Here is a 16717-nt window from a genome sequence, read left to right as displayed (position 1 = left end):
ATATGAAAACAAAATTCTACATCAGCATTGGCTTTGCCTTTTGGTGGAGCCTAATTGCTTGGACCAATACGGTACAAGCCCAAGATAAGGCTTTTCCCTTGGAGGGAAGCGTTTTTAGCAAATCCAGTTCCTTACCCCTGCCAGGAGCTACGGTTTATGTGCGTAATACAGACAATGGTGCCCTTACGGATGACCAAGGGTCTTTTGGCCTTCATTTGCAGGCGGGAATACATATTCTGGAGGTAAGGTTTATGGGGTATGAAACGAAGGTTATGGAATTGGAGATTCCATTTCAAGGGGAGCTCAAAATATTGTTGGAAGATGGAATTGAGATGGAAGGGGTAGAGGTGCTTTCCACCGGTTACCAGAAGTTATCCAAAGAAAGGGCTACCGGTTCCTTTGTGCATCTGGATGAGGAGCTGGTAAATAGAAGGGTCAGTACCAATTTGTTGGATAGGCTTGAAGATGTCACCTCTGGCTTGATTTTCAACCGCAATATTTCATCTTCGGGCAATGCGATCAGCATCAGGGGTACCAGTACTATTTTTTCAGATGCCCAACCTTTGATTGTCATTGACAACTTCCCCTATGATGGACCTTTGGAAAACATTAATCCCAATGATGTGGAAAGCATCACTGTATTACGGGATGCTGCTGCCGCTTCTATTTGGGGCGCCCGAGCGGGGAATGGGGTGATTATCATTACCACCAAACAAGGGGGAGAGATGGCAGTCCCTAAAATCACTTTCAACACCAACGTAACTGTGGTGGACAAGCCGGATTTATTTCATCTTCCCCAGATGGGAATGGATGATTTTGTCAACGTAGAAAAGAGTCTTTTTGAGAGAGGGTTTTATAACAGCATGATCAACAGCAACAACCGGCCTGCTCTTTCCCCGGTGGTAGAGGCCTTAATAGCAGAAAGCCGAGGTGAAATCTCTGAAATGGAGCTCAATAACCTATTGGGACAACACCAGAGGCAGGACATCAGAAATGATATTTCACGGCACCTATTAAGACCAGCGGTCAACCAGCAGCATTCAATGAATATCCGTGGCGGAAACCGGACGCATCAATATGTTATCTCTGCTGGTTATGATAAGAATCTCCAAAACGAAGTGGGGAATCACCGTGATAGGATCACCTTAAATGCCCAGAACCAATGGAGTGCCTTGAATAACCGACTGGATATTAAAGTGGGACTTTACTATGCGAAAACTACCAGTGAAAGCGGTGCTCCCGATGTGGGAAACCTGTTTCCTCATGATCGGCTAGTGGATGCTGCCGGTAATCCAACTAGTGTGATTAGGGATTATAGTACCAGATTTCTTCGTGAGGTGTCAGACCTACCCCTTTTGGATTGGACCTATTCTCCGCTTGGGGAAATTGGCAGGACTGTTCAAAAAAGTAGAAATCATGATGTAAGGGTAAACACTTCTGTAGGGTACCGGATTGCACCAGGACTGAGGGCGGAAGCTTTTTATCAGTATTGGGAAAACTCCGCAGACCTCTCCACCTTGAATAGCGCCAATAGTTATTTTAGCAGAAACCTGATCAACCAATTTTCTCAGAGAGATGGGGCTGGGCAGATCACTAGAATTATTCCGGAAGGGGGAATTTATGATGTGGCCAATGGCCACGCTTTCAGTCACAATATAAGGGGGCAACTGAATTACAACAAAATCTGGAATCAAGAGCATGAGTTGACGGCACTGGGTGGATTTGAAATAAGAGACCACCAAAGCAGAACCGATCGGTTTAGGTATTATGGATTTAATGAGGAAATTGGTATCAGCCAACCTGTGGATCAAGTCACCAGGTTTAGAAGACTGCATAATAATTCATTGGCTAATATTCCGATATATGGGGGGCATTCTGGTTTGGTGGATCGGTTTCTTTCAGCCTATGTAAATGCTTCCTACACCTTTAAAAAGCGGTATATCGTCTCAGGAAGTGCCAGAAGGGATGCTTCAAATCTTTTTGGAGTGAACAGCAATCAAAAAGCGGTGCCGCTATGGTCCACAGGCTTTGCCTGGAATTTAAGTGGGGAGGATTTCTTCAATGTTTCGTGGGTTGATTTCCTCAAGCTAAGGACTTCTTACGGCTACAATGGCAATATAGATAAATCTGTTTCAGCATTCACAACGGCAATATATAGACCTGCTGGTCTCAACCAGCTTGGACAAGTGCCCTATACCCAATTGGTCAATCCTCCAAATCCTGACCTGAGGTGGGAGCAAATAGAAATAGCAAATTTCGCATTGGATTTTGACTTGTTTAAAAGCAGGGTGAATGGTAGCATTGAAGTTTATAGAAAAAGAGGGTTGGATTTGATTGGTGATACACCGTTTGCACCATCGAGGGGAGTGGAAATGTTCAGGGGAAATTTTGCGGATACTAAGAGTAATGGGTTTGATTTGACATTGAATTCCACCAATATTAATCGAGGTATGGTATGGAAAACCCAGTTATTGCTCAGTCATATAGAGGAGCAAGTGACAAAATATGAAGCAGAGATACCTGCGCTCAACTATTTACTTCATGGCGGCGGATCTGCTGCAATGATTCCAGTAGAGGGAAGGCCATTATATGGCATTTATAGTCTTCCTTTTGCTGGTCTTGATCCGCAAACAGGAGATCCCTTAGGGTATTTAGATGGAGAAGTAAGTGATAACTATAGTTCTATAATAAATCTTACAGGCGCTGAAGATTTGATTTTTCACGGTTCGGCTAGGCCCACTTGGTTTGGTGCTTTGAGAAATGATTTTTTTTGGAAAGGCTTTTCTCTATCGATGAATATCTCCTACAGGTTAAATTATTATTTCCGAAGACCTTCTGTCAATTATGTGACTTTGTATAATGGGAATATCACCCATGGAGATTTTCAGAACAGGTGGCAGCAGCCGGGGGATGAATTGGCCACTACCGTTCCATCCATGCCGTCTTCTTTGAATAACAATAGACAGGTTTTTTACCAAAGGTCGGCCGCATTGATTGAGCCTGGGGATCACCTACGACTACAAGATGTGAGGTTTTCTTACAGTTTAGAGCCCCGTAGCGGCAAGTTTAAGCGGGTGGAAATATATTCTTACGCCAACCATCTGGGGTTACTTTGGAAGAAATCGCAACAAGTAAAAGATCCTGATTTTAGGTTCTCCAATGCCCAAAGAAGCTATTCTTTTGGTGTCCGCCTTGACTTTTAAGAATGTTAAATCAAATATTAAAGAGATGAAAAAGATAAACTATATCACCTTGTTGATTGTGATTGTATTAAGCTCGTGCCAGGAGTTTTTGGACGAAAAGCCTTCAATGGCCTTAGTGGTACCCACTACCCTTGCTGATTACCAAGGTTTTTTAGATGCTACTCCTTTGGGTATGAACAGCGCTCCGAATTTTGGTGTAATCAGTGCTGATGACTTGACTATAACTGGGAGCGGGCTATTTTCTTTGACGGAAGCTGAGCAAAATCTATATAGATGGAAGTCACAAATTTTTCCTGAAACAGAAAAGTCCTTTGACTGGATTGAATGTTATAAGCAAATTTTGAACAGTAATATTGTGCTTGATGGACTTAAGGATTTCACACCTCAAGGTCTAGAGGAAAGCAGGGAAATGCAGGAGACGATCGGTAGGGCTCATTTTTATAGGGCGAATGCATATTATAATCTTTTGCAACTTTTTGCTGATTCATATGATCCTAATACTTCCTCGACTGTCTTGGGGTTGCCCATCCGAAAGACTAGCAATATAAATGAAAGTTCAGTAAGGCCATTATTGGAAGATAATTATAATTTTCTCATTCAGGATTTGATAGAAGCTGAAAAATTAATGTCCGAAAAGTCTTCTATTCTCACCAGACCATCTAAATGGGCTGCTTCGGCGTTACTTTCAAAAGTTTTTCTTTTAATGGGAAGATATGAAGAAGCCTTGGAATTTGCCGAAAAGTGTCTGGAAATTGATGGATCCTTAATGAATTATGCCCATTTGGATCCATTATCTCCATACCCTATTCCTTTATTCAACTCAGAGGTTATCTTTCATTCTGAAGTTCTTTTATCTATGTATATGATTTTTTCATCTACCACCTTAGTGGCAGATGATTTATACCAGTCTTATGATGATGCTGATTTGCGAAAGCAAATTTATTTTACTGAATCAACTTCAGGAAATGGGACGAATTTCAAAGGAAATTATACAGGTTCGATTCAGTTATTTGGAGGGCTATCTACGAACGAGATATACCTTATCAAGGCCGAGTGCTTAACCAGAATGGGCAGAGCAGGGGAGGGGGGTGCTACTTTGGATCAGTTGCTCGAGACAAGGTATCAAGAAGGAGCTTACGAACCTGTGTCATACCAAAATGATGATGCTCTTTTGAGTACAATCTTACTTGAAAGGAGGAAAGAATTGTTGTTTAGGAATGTTAGGTGGTCGGATTTAAGAAGGTTAAACAAAGAGCAAAGATTTGCCAAAACCTTAAAAAGGGAAATCGATGGAGAGGAGTATATGTTGCCTCCAAACGATCCCAAATACACATTGCCTTTGCCTCCTGATGAAATTAGGTTAAGTAATTTGGAGCAAAACCCGAGATAAAAATAGAAAGGCAGGCTTTCACCTGCCTTTCATTTAATCAATCATCTTCTGGAACTATTGGGAAATTCCCAATTTTCACAAACATACCCGTGGCAACAATTGGGGCATCTGGATGAGGCCTTTCCTGTGTACATACGGTACCAGAATTGCACAAGTACGTAGTTGGTCCTGGCGATTGTCCAGTTAAGTTGTACCAGACATCTTCATTACTGTCATAGGCATATTGCTCTAATATTTCTCCATTTGGAGAATTGAAAGCAAATGCTATGGTTGCTGCCAGCGCCAATCCTAGGGCTGGGAGCGATTTAATTAACTTTTTCATAATTCATGCGTTTAGAAATTATACATAAATGACAGCCTCTACAGCCCAGTTTCCGTGAGCATGCTCCCATCGTGTGGGATTTGTTCTACTGAGCAGTAGAGGCTTTTTTGGGTACCTCCCAAATTCGACTGTATTGGAGAAAACTAAAACATGTTTAGACTTCTCCGCTCTGGTCGAAGTGACGGGAGATACCGCTTCGCTGTACAGGGCTCCACCGTTCAACTGCGCTGTTCATGGCTACGCCTTTCAATGTTCAGGATCGTGTGCACCTGATCATGGACATTTAACATTTGAACCTTTGAACAGCTGAACATTGAACAACTGAACCTTGAACACCTGAACTTTCAACCCCCGCTTGGTATAGTGAGCTTCTGACCCTCACTCTCAGAAGAAGCGGAATTTTGTTTATAGTTTATTGTCCGCTGCGCGGACGTTTATGGGTTAAGGTTTATGGATCTCGGTTTTAAACTTTAACCGTCCGCATTAGCGGACCATAAACCATAAACCCACTCATTGCTTTACGTTAATCCATTCATCCTCCGCTTTAGCGGAAATTAAACCTTTAAACCTGTCCCCACTTTCCTGATGACCTTCACCAGGCATTGTCGTGGAGAGGTAGATTCCTACAGCGCTGATGGCTACGAATGCCAAGTTTACTACCAAATGTGCTCCCCAGCTCATGGAGTCGAAGATTCCGGCGCAACCGCAGGGGACTCTCGGAAAGCTGCCAATCCAGATCAGACCTACATAGGTGCTGAATACTGATAGTAATGCCAAGGAGCCCATAAAACCCCAGATTCTTGTTTTTTCAAAAAGTAAAAAACCTACAAGAAATATCTCAACTAGGGGGATTGCCCAGGCAAGTTGCCTTCCCCACTCCAACGGAATCTCCTGGTTTTGCATTGCTGAGCGGAAACTGGCAAAGTCAGTTAGCTTGGCTACTCCTGTATACCCTAAAAGAATAATAAGAAGAATCGCTGCAGTTATGGTGATGTTCTGTCTCATTGGGCCTGAAGTTTTTTACTTTAAATCTTGTTTATGCATAGTTAGGATGTTTTTTGTATATATAAAAGCAAACTTGATCTAGGTCAAGTACTATTTTTTAGGATGGGAATTTTCAGTTTTCCTTTATAGAGGAGGAGTAGTTGTAGTCGCAAAATAATTCTTGATATATATCAAGTTTTAAAAATTGGTTTTGTTATTTGATTTTTAGATAGAGTACAATTAAATGAAAATCTTCATAGGATATAAATCAATTTTTACCTGAAAAAATCTAAAATTGATATTTGTTATTTTAAGGTTAAATAGTTAACAATTTAGTAACGTAATTTGGAGGTTTAGTTTTTTTGTTTTTATATTTTGGAACGTAAAGCATGGTTTGACTTTTTTTTAAGCCCTTTTTTTGACCGTTTGAATTTTTAATTTATATGCATATGGAAAAGATATTAAAAAGAATCAAGGCCCAATTTGATCCCTATTACGAGATCCCTTTTACCACCTACAAGGCTGTAATCCCATATTTGGATATTGAAGAGTATCCACCCAGGTACCTGGTCAAAAGAAGAAGTATGGTGGAGGTAAAGGCACGCTACCTTTTGGAAGGGGGCATGGGGTTATATGCGCACACCGAAAAAGGAGTGCTTTGCCAAAAATATTTCAAAGAGAATCAAATTGCCTGTGATTTTAATTCATATATCCCCCAGATGCTTTCCAACAAGTTGATTAAGACCTATGTAAGCTCCGTCGCGGTGGTCTTCTACAAGAAGGACTTTAACCCCCTGACTGAAGAGCTTCCGGACTTTGCCAAGCTAGCTTTGCGGATTACCGAAGAGGTATATAACCAGAACATCAAATGGCAGGAACGGATGGCGGGAAAAAATGCCAAAGAGCGGGTTAGGATTTTTTTAAAAAAAGATCCACATGCCCTGCAACTTCTGCCGCAAAAGGACATAGCCAACATGCTCAGCATGAGCCCGGAAGTATTGAGCAGGATATTGAAAGAACTGGAAAAAGAGGGGCCGTCATTTGATCATGAATAATCTCCTTAACATAAAATACGCCTTTCCCTCTTATCTCAATCCACATGTGGAAGCTGTGGATGCCGAGGTGATCCAATGGGCGCAAAGCAAAAAGATATTGAAGGGACCTTTTGAAATAACCCAATATCGGAAAATGAAGATCACCTGGTTTGCGGCGCGGCTATATCCGGAAGCATCCAAGCGTAAACTTACGGCGGTGGCGAAGCTTTTTTGCCTGCTTTTTATATTGGACGATTATACGGATATGATCGTGGACAAAAATGAATTTTGGATAATACTTTCGCGGGATATGATGAAGGCCATAAAGGGGGAGGAGGGGAAATTGGAACTTTTTTTTTCCAAGGCTTTTCAGGAAGTATGGGAGGAAATCAGTTCCTGGACCGGCCATCTCTGGCAAAAGGAAGCACAGACACTTTTTGAGAAGTTTCTTCAAGCGGGATCTTGGGAGGCACGAAACCGTCAGAAAAACAGGATTCCCGCTATTGGCGAATATATGAGGCAAAGAGTGGAATTCTCCGGGGCGAAGATTGCTTTTATTCTCATCCCTCCCGTGTGGGACATTCCCTTTGAATTGACCCAAAAATCAAAATTCGAAGCTATCCAGGTGGTGGCAGGAAAGATCATTTACATCGCTAACGATCTGATGTCCTATGAAAAGGAAAAACTGGAGAATGATTGTCATAACCTTGTCCTGCTGATTAGGCACCATTATCAGTTGCAACCGGAGGCAGCCCTAAAAAAAGTCTTTGATTTGCATTACGAGGAAGTGGCAAGATTCCACCGGATGGAAGTAGAAATCCGCAACTGTGCGGAGGAAACCGATGGATTCAGCCATGAATTTCTGATGGCCTTAAGATTTTTGATCTCCGGAAGCACGGAATGGTCAAAAGCCGATACGCAGCGTTACCGTTCGGCCCAAAACGGCAATTGATCCCAAAGTTGCCAATCCATGTATTACTTTTTAACCCATCTTTTTATGTACAAGAAAAATCAAAAGATCAAGAAGAAGTGCGTCATTTCCGCCAATGACATCCTCAGGATTACCAACATGAGTGAGCGCTATGGACAGGACCTGCTGTGCAGGATCAAAAAATACTACAAAAAAGGGAAGCACCAGTTTGTGACCGTCAAGGAGTTTTCAAAATTTTCCGGGATACCCGTGGAGGAAATTGAAGAGTATTTATAAAAAAATCCAGGAGGTCATGGGAGTTTTTGTGGGGCCGTATCTCCCCCGACCCAAAGGGCTATATACTCCCGACCTCCTCCCGATCAGGTCCGCTTCAGGGGCCCATCAGATTCGCAAAACAGCCGGCTTGAGTGTGCTCCGTGCCTGTTCCGAAAGAATTTCAAAACGGGACTAGGGTAAAGGGACATATAGGGCTGCCTTGGGTCTTACGGAATGGCATTCATTTCAATTTTTTATTCACGTTTAACAACAAAAAAATGGCAAAAGCAGAAGGTCCCGAAAAACACTACCGGGGCAAAAAAGGATCATTGGTCTACTACCGGGTGAAGGGGGTGACCTATGTAAGAAAGCATGTTGAAAAAATTGCTGCAAAGCCTCCCACCAAATTGCAGGAGTATGGGCAACGGAAATTCCGGCTTGCGGGAGAATTTTTCAAACCGCTCAAAATTCCCGTGGAATTCGGTTTTCAGCAACAGGCCACAGGCATGCGGACGGGCACCCACCTTGCCTGTGGCTGGGCCATCAAAAACGGGTTTAAGGGCAGCCTTGAAGACAGCACGCTGGATCCATCATTGATCAAAGTGAGCGGGGGAACACTCACGGGCGCACTTTCTCCCACTGTCCACTGGGCCGGGGATGGGAAGGTCCTCTTTGAATGGGAGGACAATTCCAACCTTGGCAGTGCCCGGCGGGATGACCAGGTCATGGTGACCCTTTACAATGTGGAGGACAAAGCCGTGTTTTTTGTCCTGGAGGGCAATTTCAGATGGGAAAAGCAACAGCTTGTCTCCATTTACAGGCACGATCTGCATGTAGGGAAACTTGAGGCCTACATTTCCTTTTCCAGACCTCTGGCCAAAAACAAAACCCGGGACCTTTCGGACAGTGTGTATGTGGGGAGGGTATAAGGGTTAAGGTTTATGGTTTAAGGCTTAACGTGTTCACGGTTAACGGTTCATTGTTCACAGTTCAGAGTTATGAACCCTAAACAGTGAACCTTGAACAATTAAACATTTAATAATTAATTTTTTATAACTATAACGAAAACAACTATGGCAAAGCAAAGTGGATTATTATTTTTTGAAGGCAATATGGGTGGTATCAATTATTATAAAACCGCCAAGGGATATTATGCCCGGAAAAAAGGAGGGGTAAGCAAGTCCCGGATCATGAAGGATCCCAACTATGAGCATACCCGTAGAAACATGGAGGAATTCAAGCTGGCAGCTGGGGAAGGGAAAAGGATCAGAAACCTGTTCCTGCCCCTGATTCAAAGGAGTGCTGACAGCACCTTTAGCAAGAGGTTTTTCACCCTGCTGCTGAAAATCACGAAAACCGATCCTGTGCATCCTCCCGGGAGCAGGAAACCCGGGAATGGGGACTGGAGTTTATTGGAAGGTCTGGAGCTGAACAAGGATCGAAAGTTCTGGAAACTATGGTCGCCCGAGATCCGTGTGGAGGAAACCACCTCAGAGTTGAGGTTTTCGTGGAGCCAAACGGATTTTGAGAAGTTTGAGTTTCCGGCCAACGCCACTCACCTCAGCCTTTTTCTGAACGTGGTAACGGTGGACGTGGAAGGCAGGGGAAACGACTCCCAGGTCGAACTGTCCAGACAGTTTGAGATGGGGACCACACTCCAGGGGGGAGAACTCGTGGTGGATAAACAGGATATCCCCGGCACGCGCAGGCTATACATATTCAGTATTGAATATTATCAGTGGATGGCTGGAACATATTACCCCTATTGCTCCACGATGTACAAAGGCGCCAAGGTGGTCAGGGTGGAATAATATTAATGCCTGTATTTCCGCACTGACCGCAAAATGCGCAGAATCCGCTGTAACCGCATAATTGTTTGTTAATCAATGTTTTACAATTGATATTTGGACATGTTTAACATTTAAAACCAATAAAATATGGGACAACAAGCGAGTTTTGTGAGTTTCACCGGCAATATAGGAAAACTTACATTTTACAAAAACAAAGACGGTTTTATGGTCCGCGAAAAAGGCGGGGTCACCAAGGAGCGGATCATGAATGATCCCAAGTATGCCCGTACGAGGGAGAATATGCGGGAGTTTGCCGAAGCGGCCTCGGCCGTCAAGCTGCTCAAGAACAGCATCAGGCCGGCAATCATCTCCTCTACCGATTCCAGGCTACACAGGAGGCTTCAGCATGCGATGGTGAAGGTGGTGAAAAGCGATCCTGTAAACACCAGGGGAGAAAGAAAGGTGACTGAGGGCAATTGGGACCTGTTAAAGGGATTGCAGCTCAATGCCGGAGCCAACCTTACATCTGTGTTGAAAAAGCACGTGGTCATCACCAATACTGGGGAAACCCTGGCGATCAGCCTTCCGGCATTTCATCCCGCGAGTTATCTGATGGCACCCTCCGGCACCACCAATTACAGGATCTACCTCATGGGAGGTGCCATTGATCTTGAATTGGCCGATTTCAACCTGGAGAAAGTGGAGTCGGAAATGTTGAGCGTGCGGGCGAGTTCCCCTGAACTGACCCTGGAGCTTAACAAGGTGCCATTGGAATTCAATCACAGGGTGTTTGTGCTCGGCATTGAATTTTTCCAGACGGTCAATGGGGAGGAGTTTCCCATGAATGACAGTGGGTACAACGCCGGTACAATCATATTGACCGAAAAAATCGATACTCCATGAAGCTCTTATTGAACAGGGAGTACTGGCCCAATGGCACCAACGGGTTTATCACCCACAATGGGATCGAGGTGGCCAAAACCATAGAGCTGCCCTACAGAAACAACAGGCGGAATGAGTCCTGTATTCCGGAGGGTGTCTATGGGTTGGAGAAGCGGTATTCCGAGCGATACGGCTGGCACCTGCTGGTAAAAGGGGTGAAAGACAGGTCTGGAATCCTTTTCCATCCTGCCAATGATGCGCTGAAGGAGCTGAGAGGCTGCATTGCCCCGGTGACGAACCATACAGGCGAGGGGAAAGGTAACTTTTCCCGGAATGCAACCTACCTGTTTCGGGATATGGTGTACGAGGCCTTGGATGCTGGAGAGGAAGTCAAGCTGGAAATCTTCAGCGATGCGGATCTTGCCCTAAACCTAGCTGTAACAGAACTGCTATGGACGGAGGAATTTATTTAGTGGGAGTGGGGGGACTGGTCACAGTCCTCCTTTCCATCTCCGGTTTCCTGCTCAGGTACCTTGTCCAGGACCTACGGGAATTGAAGAGTGAGCTTGCTGAGCTGAAAACCGGTATGCACAGCCTGCAGGGTGAGCAGCTGGTGATGAAGTCCATGCTGGTGACGCAGCTGGGTATGCTGAGGAAGCGGGTGCAGGTGTTAGAGAAGGTGAGTTAGTAGTTGTCAGGGTTGTCCACCCGTGGGTCGGCTTCGCCTCCCCGGGTTGTTGTCAGGGTTGTCATTGTTCTATGTACGGAAAGGACTGGGCACTGAGGACGCATCGCTGGTCACTGTACTACATGCCGTCTTCTCGCATAGTCCCGAGCAGTCCTGATAGCTATATCGGGGGGAATCGGGAACCGCAGCGAAGCGGAGTGGAGCATTGAGAACGGGAGCACTGTGCACTGAGCATTTAAAAATCCGGAATGCCAAAAATGGTCCCGTTTGATGCTGGATCTGACAACCACGATAACAATGACAACGGCGGGTTCCGATGCCCAGCGTCGGAAGAGCGGACAACAAAAAGTCGGAGACATACGCACAACGGTGGTTCTGAGCGCTGAGCACGGAGCACTGAGCACTGAGCATTTAAAAATCCGGAAAGGCAAAAATTGCTACAATGGCCGGCTGAGATGCTCCATCTGACAACCACGACAACCATGACAACGGCGAATTCCGATGCGCAGCATCGGAACAGCGGACAACCATGACAACAACGTAATCTTAAATTTTAGACCATAAACATAATGAACGAAATCCAAAACAGATGGCAGGCGCCCACGCCGCCGTTTTTCAAGAGGCTGCAATATGCCGGAATGATGCTGGCAGCAGCAGGGGGAACCCTGTTGGCTGCGCCAGTTGCCCTTCCTGCCGCGATCATTACAGCAGCAGGATACGCGGTGGTGGCGGGATCGGTACTGGCGGCAGTGAGTCAGGTTACAACTGATTAAGTACGAGGTACGAGGTTAAGTACGAGGTACGAAGTTGGAAGTACGAAGTAAAGTTGAGTTAAAGCCAGTCTGGATTCCGGGCTGGTTTTTTTAAGTGTAATAAAACTACTTTTCTATTAACAAAATTGTTTTGTACAACTTTGGTGAAAAATATTCTTATTTGGATGTTTGAAAAATTATACAAGGTAATATATTGCTGAATCTTTTAAATGTAAAATAATGAGAATACTGGTTTTTCCCTTTGTTTACCTTATTTAAATGGCGCGCGCAATACTCATATTCTTATTATTTTTTGTTGTAGAAAAATCTTTAGGACTAGCGTTGCCACCAATTGAAAATTTCAATAGGGAAGGTTGGGCTGATTTTGAAGTGGATTTTAGCCTTGATTACTATGATGGCTGTGCTCCTTTCTTTTTTGTAGCAACAGATGAAACTGCTCCTACCTGTCCTGTGCAATACTTTGAGTGGTCTGCCGCTTATGTGGAAGGGTCATGCGGTCCCGGTCCGGATTGGGAATTCATCCACGGAAGAGACAGCAGGTCCAATCCGACCCATTTCCACTTGATCAATTCCGGAAAGTATGAAATCACCCTAACCTATTATACAGAATGTGGAACATTCACCAAAACCAAGCTGGCAAGATCCATCTCGAGTCCTACTTCTGAAGTCCTTGGTATTACGGATCTCTGCGGCCCAGGTGAAATATTCCCTTATGCCGAGGTGACCGACTGTGAAGGGGAGGATATTTGGTATATTTGGAGTTTTGAAGGTGGCAGCCCCTCGTATTCTTATGATGCTTACCCGGGGCCTATTTTTTATGACACACCCGGGGAATATAATATCACGCTACTGATCAGTAATATTTGTGGTACAAAAATGTCCCATGCGATTCAGAAAGTCAATCCATTGCCGGAAATAATAGTGGGTGAACCTTTGGAAACATGCCCATATGATCCTATTACCATTAATCCGGAAATTTATCCTGCAAATGGAAATTACAAATTCCTATGGACCTCAGATAATGAGGAGTACCTTTCTGATGCTGATTCAAGAAACATAACCGTTAACCCCCAGATAACCACATCATATTTCTTTAAATTGATAGATCTGGATATCAATTGTTATGTAGAGGAAGAATTTATAATAGAAGTCAAGCAACTGCCGGTCATAGATGTTTCAATCCCGGATCAGGTTATCTGTTCTGAAGGTTACATGGAGATGGTTAATTTTATTCCTTCTGTTCCGGGTGACTTATCATGGAGGCTGGTTTCAGGGAATATCGCGGATGTGCAGCAGGATGGTGCCTCGGAAATTCCCGCTCAAGTATTGACCCATCAATCTGATTGGCCTGTAGAACTTGTTTTTGAAGCAAGTTTGGTTCCTTATGATAGCGAAACCTGTATTCCTGAGCCGGTGAATTATACAGTTACAGTATTACCCAAACCTAGGGTCACTCATCAAAATTTCATCATTTGTAGTGGAGAATCGGTAAGTTTCGAACCTTCTGAACACCTTGAAGGAGCTTTGTTCAACTGGAGGGTCCAGGAGGATGAAGGGCTCCAAGGTGTTACTGTTCCCCAGGATTTTAGGCCCTTTCACCAAACTCTTTCGCATGAGGGAACGGAGCCCAAATCCATTGTTTACAGTGCAATTCCATTGCTCGATATTTGCGAGGGCGATGAGTTCCTAATTACCATAACAGTTTTGCCCAAGCCAAGAATTACGCCATCACTCGCCGATCAAGAGATCTGCTCAGGAAACTTTATGGAAGGGGTGTTTTTTGCTTCCCAATTGGAAGGAACTGAATTTGTATGGAGAGCCAATGCCGCCGCTGCAGGTATTGGTGGCTTGGTTTCCGAAGGGATTGGTGATATGCCTGCACAAATGCTTACAAACAATTCCCCACACCCCATAGATGTCGTTTTTGAAATTATTGGACAGACATCAGGAGAGAATTCTTGTGATTCCGATCCCATTTTTCATAGAGTAACAGTAACTCCTCCACTTGAAATAAATGAAAATATAAGTGATTATAATGGGTATGGGGTTTCCTGCTCCGGAATGGAGGATGGGTGGATAAGCATCCGCATTACAGGTGGATCGGGGGATTACCAATATTCTTGGACAGGCCCTGAAGGGTTTAGTTCAGATGAACTTGAAATCAACGGTTTAAAGTCCGGGATTTATGAGCTTTCGGTAGAGGATCAGGCAGGCTGTATTAATGTAAGTTCATTTGAGCTTAAAGCGCCTGAGGCCTTACAGCTTCACCTGATTGATTATACAGAACTGATCTGTTATGAAAGAGGAACAGGGTCAATTGAGGTGGAAGCAAGTGGAGGTGCAGGAGGTTATGAATATGTATGGACCAAAAATGGAAATGTTTTACCTGACACCGGCCGTTTGTTGGTAGGTCAGGGAAGGGGGGACTATAATGTAGAAGTATATGATGCAAATGGTTGTTTCGGTGTTCTTGATGTTGATTTAAAAATAAATGAAACCCCATCACTTGAAGTAAGTTGGGAGAGAAGCACCCAAATTAGTTGTGAACCAAGGCTGATAAATGAAATTATTGAATTAAAAATTGATGGTGGGGTCCCGCCTTATAGTATTGAATGGTCCGGGGGAATCATCTCAAATAATGGATATAGTTTCTCATCCTCCCTTTCAGGGGAATATACTTTCCAAGTAAGTGATGCAAAAGGTTGTATGGTTTCACAAATTTTCTCTGTTGAGGAATTTACCGTCACAATGGATATTGGGATCGAATCAGCAGAATTTGATCTGTACCAGTCTTTTCTTATTAACAAACAAATCAATTTTGTAAACCAGTCTAATGGTCCTATTGTAGAGTTTTACTGGGATTTTGGAGATGGAAGTGTGAGTTTTGAGGAAAACCCCACTCATACCTATACAGCAGAGGGTCAATACACCATTACTTTGATAGTTACTGATAAATACGGTTGCCAGACCGTACAAAAACAGGTAATAGAGGTTTGGGATTATTATTTAGTCATTCCCGAAGCGTTCACCCCTAATGGCGATGGATTGAACGATTACTTTTTCCCCAAATTCTTATATTTCAAGACTATTGAATTCTGGGTGCAGAACAAATGGGGAGAATTGGTATTCCATACCACTAAATTGGATTCTCCAGGTTGGGATGGCTTTACTAAAGGGCAGCTTGCCATTCCCGGTAACTATGTATATAAATTAAGATTTACCACATTGGATGACCGGGAGGTGACAAAGACCGGGGTCTTTTTACTTTTGAAATAATGGCTAGATTGATTTTGTTGATAATATTAATCGGTTCTGTATCTGTAGCAAAAGCACAGGATTTTCATTACTCCCAGTTTTATGCAGCCCCTTTATATTTGAACCCTGCTATGACTGGAGCAACCGATATGCTCAGAGTAGGCCTGAATTACCGGAAGCAATGGCCGGGATTGGATTTTGATTTTAATTCATACAGCGCTTATGTGGATTACTATAACCCGGATATCAAAAGCGGGTACGGGGTATCTGTTACGAGCTTTCAAGAGTCAAATTGGAATATCCAAACCACTGACTTAGCTTTTCTTTATAGTTATAATTTGAGTTTATCTGAATCAGTGGATCTCAGATTTGGAAGTCAGGCAAGTTATGTCAGGAGAAATGTGATGTTAGATGAGTTGTTGTTTGGGGATCAGGTAGATTTGATTAACCGTTCCATTGCTGCCAATTCAGGTGATGTCCAGCCCGGCCGGGATTCTTATGGATATGTTGATTTGTCCTTTGGGGGGTTATTGAGTGGAGAGAATTTTTGGATGGGTCTATCTGCACACCACCTTAACCGTCCCTCTTTGTCCTTTTATCCTGATTTAGAAGGTGGAAAGTTACCTATAAAATACAGTGTTCACACCGGCCTAAATTTCCCACTTTCCCCAAGTTATGGGTCATCAACTGAAAACAGCTTTCTGTTGTTGGCAAATTATAAACAGCAAGGCACATTTATGCAGCTTGATTTTGGCGGACAAATTTTATATGGACCACTTATTACCGGAATAGGATATAGAGGGATTCCCGGTAAAAAAGGATTGCCAAATCAGGATTCAATCATTCTGACGATAGGGTTTGCACTTGATTCAGGAATGATACTTGGCTATAGCTATGATTATTTGATCTCTCCATTCGCCTCCCAGATGAGGGGAGCTCACGAAGTATCCCTAAGATACCTGTTTTTGAAGGAAAATGTCAATCCCAAACGATATAAAGGCAGGAAACTGAAATGTTTTAATTATCTATTATGATTTTCCGTTAGAATCCAGTGTTCAAGTCTACTCGGATAGAGGGTAGATGGCAGTATTAACAGGCAGGACTTACCTGAAGTTGTAAATAATTACTCGATGGGGTTCATTTTGTTTGTAGGGTATAAAGGATTCGGTCAATAATCAGTTTTTTCTTCTATATTAAAATGCTTTTCCAG

At 43.6% G+C, this 16717-nt stretch carries 15 protein-coding genes; 13 read left to right on the top strand and 2 right to left on the bottom strand.

The window, feature by feature from the left end; translation table 11 throughout:
* Positions 1–2 precede the first annotated feature (2 nt).
* Together FPL27_RS11290 and FPL27_RS11285 are read left to right on the top strand one after the other, a co-directional pair.
* Positions 3–3203, top strand: a complete 3201-nt coding sequence (locus FPL27_RS11290) for a SusC/RagA family TonB-linked outer membrane protein (protein ID WP_143961193.1) — start codon at positions 3–5, stop codon at positions 3201–3203.
* 25 nt (positions 3204–3228) lie between these two features.
* Positions 3229–4593: a RagB/SusD family nutrient uptake outer membrane protein gene (locus FPL27_RS11285; protein ID WP_185974355.1), complete on the top strand. Its 1365-nt coding sequence runs from the start codon at positions 3229–3231 to the stop codon at positions 4591–4593.
* Positions 4594–4630: 37 nt separating this feature from the next.
* On the opposite strand, the gene FPL27_RS11280 is transcribed toward FPL27_RS11285, so the two are convergent.
* A complete protein-coding gene (locus FPL27_RS11280) occupies positions 4631–4915 on the bottom strand; it encodes a hypothetical protein (RefSeq protein ID WP_143961191.1) in 285 nt (94 codons plus the stop codon).
* 510 nt (positions 4916–5425) lie between these two features.
* Positions 5426–5920 carry a MauE/DoxX family redox-associated membrane protein gene (locus FPL27_RS11275; RefSeq protein WP_143961190.1) on the bottom strand — a complete coding sequence of 165 codons (495 nt, stop codon included), beginning with the start codon at positions 5918–5920 and terminating at the stop codon, positions 5426–5428.
* A gap of 428 nt (positions 5921–6348) precedes the next feature.
* On the opposite strand from FPL27_RS11275, the gene FPL27_RS11270 reads away from it, so the two are divergent.
* The 11 genes from FPL27_RS11270 (at position 6349) to FPL27_RS11220 (ending at position 16541) form a co-directional block, all read left to right on the top strand.
* On the top strand, positions 6349–6954 hold the full coding sequence (locus FPL27_RS11270) for a Crp/Fnr family transcriptional regulator (protein WP_185974354.1): 606 nt from the start codon (positions 6349–6351) through the stop codon (positions 6952–6954).
* Entirely contained in the window at positions 6947–7885 is a 939-nt protein-coding gene (locus FPL27_RS11265) for a terpene synthase family protein (RefSeq protein WP_143961188.1), read from the top strand. The genes FPL27_RS11270 and FPL27_RS11265 overlap by 8 nt, the downstream gene beginning before the upstream one ends.
* Positions 7886–7930: 45 nt before the next feature.
* Positions 7931–8140, top strand: a complete 210-nt coding sequence (locus FPL27_RS11260) for a hypothetical protein (protein ID WP_143960204.1) — start codon at positions 7931–7933, stop codon at positions 8138–8140.
* A gap of 257 nt (positions 8141–8397) precedes the next feature.
* Positions 8398–9048, top strand: a complete 651-nt coding sequence (locus FPL27_RS11255) for a DUF6266 family protein (protein WP_143961187.1) — start codon at positions 8398–8400, stop codon at positions 9046–9048.
* Positions 9049–9192: 144 nt separating this feature from the next.
* Positions 9193–9930 carry a hypothetical protein gene (locus FPL27_RS11250; RefSeq protein ID WP_143961186.1) on the top strand — a complete coding sequence of 246 codons (738 nt, stop codon included), beginning with the start codon at positions 9193–9195 and terminating at the stop codon, positions 9928–9930.
* Between the two features lie 126 nt (positions 9931–10056).
* Positions 10057–10812, top strand: coding sequence for a hypothetical protein (locus tag FPL27_RS11245; RefSeq protein ID WP_143960207.1), 756 nt, complete (start codon positions 10057–10059; stop codon positions 10810–10812).
* The gene (locus tag FPL27_RS11240; protein ID WP_143961185.1) at positions 10809–11264 is read left to right on the top strand and encodes a DUF5675 family protein; all 456 of its coding nucleotides are present in this window, start codon (positions 10809–10811) and stop codon (positions 11262–11264) included. Before FPL27_RS11245 ends, FPL27_RS11240 begins: the two co-directional genes overlap by 4 nt.
* On the top strand, positions 11243–11479 hold the full coding sequence (locus FPL27_RS11235; protein WP_143961184.1) for a hypothetical protein: 237 nt from the start codon (positions 11243–11245) through the stop codon (positions 11477–11479). The genes FPL27_RS11240 and FPL27_RS11235 overlap by 22 nt, the downstream gene beginning before the upstream one ends.
* A 569-nt stretch (positions 11480–12048) precedes the next feature.
* On the top strand, positions 12049–12252 hold the full coding sequence (locus tag FPL27_RS11230; RefSeq protein WP_143961183.1) for a hypothetical protein: 204 nt from the start codon (positions 12049–12051) through the stop codon (positions 12250–12252).
* A gap of 258 nt (positions 12253–12510) precedes the next feature.
* Positions 12511–15528 (top strand): PKD domain-containing protein, encoded by a 3018-nt coding sequence (locus FPL27_RS11225; RefSeq protein ID WP_143961182.1) that lies wholly within the window; start codon positions 12511–12513, stop codon positions 15526–15528.
* Positions 15528–16541: a PorP/SprF family type IX secretion system membrane protein gene (locus FPL27_RS11220; protein WP_143961181.1), complete on the top strand. Its 1014-nt coding sequence runs from the start codon at positions 15528–15530 to the stop codon at positions 16539–16541. The genes FPL27_RS11225 and FPL27_RS11220 overlap by 1 nt, the downstream gene beginning before the upstream one ends.
* Positions 16542–16717: the final 176 nt, after the last annotated feature.

Origin of the sequence: Litoribacter populi (genome assembly GCF_007483685.1) — a bacterium.
In the GTDB taxonomy this organism is placed as follows: Bacteria; Bacteroidota; Bacteroidia; order Cytophagales; family Cyclobacteriaceae; genus Litoribacter; species Litoribacter populi.
The sequence above is the reverse complement of the archived record's forward strand: the minus strand, read 5'-3'. Positions and strand labels throughout refer to the sequence as shown.

Excerpts from the sequence above, each read along its gene's own strand:
- FPL27_RS11290 (WP_143961193.1), top strand. The coding sequence starts at position 3 with ATGAAAACAAAATTCTACATCAGCATTGGCTTTGCCTTTTGGTGGAGC.
- FPL27_RS11285 (WP_185974355.1), top strand. The coding sequence starts at position 3,229 with ATGAAAAAGATAAACTATATCACCTTGTTGATTGTGATTGTATTAAGC.
- FPL27_RS11280 (WP_143961191.1), bottom strand. The coding sequence starts at position 4,915 with ATGAAAAAGTTAATTAAATCGCTCCCAGCCCTAGGATTGGCGCTGGCA.
- FPL27_RS11275 (WP_143961190.1), bottom strand. The coding sequence starts at position 5,920 with ATGAGACAGAACATCACCATAACTGCAGCGATTCTTCTTATTATTCTT.
- FPL27_RS11270 (WP_185974354.1), top strand. The coding sequence starts at position 6,349 with ATGGAAAAGATATTAAAAAGAATCAAGGCCCAATTTGATCCCTATTAC.
- FPL27_RS11265 (WP_143961188.1), top strand. The coding sequence starts at position 6,947 with ATGAATAATCTCCTTAACATAAAATACGCCTTTCCCTCTTATCTCAAT.
- FPL27_RS11260 (WP_143960204.1), top strand. The coding sequence starts at position 7,931 with ATGTACAAGAAAAATCAAAAGATCAAGAAGAAGTGCGTCATTTCCGCC.
- FPL27_RS11255 (WP_143961187.1), top strand. The coding sequence starts at position 8,398 with ATGGCAAAAGCAGAAGGTCCCGAAAAACACTACCGGGGCAAAAAAGGA.
- FPL27_RS11250 (WP_143961186.1), top strand. The coding sequence starts at position 9,193 with ATGGCAAAGCAAAGTGGATTATTATTTTTTGAAGGCAATATGGGTGGT.
- FPL27_RS11245 (WP_143960207.1), top strand. The coding sequence starts at position 10,057 with ATGGGACAACAAGCGAGTTTTGTGAGTTTCACCGGCAATATAGGAAAA.
- FPL27_RS11240 (WP_143961185.1), top strand. The coding sequence starts at position 10,809 with ATGAAGCTCTTATTGAACAGGGAGTACTGGCCCAATGGCACCAACGGG.
- FPL27_RS11235 (WP_143961184.1), top strand. The coding sequence starts at position 11,243 with ATGGACGGAGGAATTTATTTAGTGGGAGTGGGGGGACTGGTCACAGTC.
- FPL27_RS11230 (WP_143961183.1), top strand. The coding sequence starts at position 12,049 with ATGAACGAAATCCAAAACAGATGGCAGGCGCCCACGCCGCCGTTTTTC.
- FPL27_RS11225 (WP_143961182.1), top strand. The coding sequence starts at position 12,511 with ATGGCGCGCGCAATACTCATATTCTTATTATTTTTTGTTGTAGAAAAA.
- FPL27_RS11220 (WP_143961181.1), top strand. The coding sequence starts at position 15,528 with ATGGCTAGATTGATTTTGTTGATAATATTAATCGGTTCTGTATCTGTA.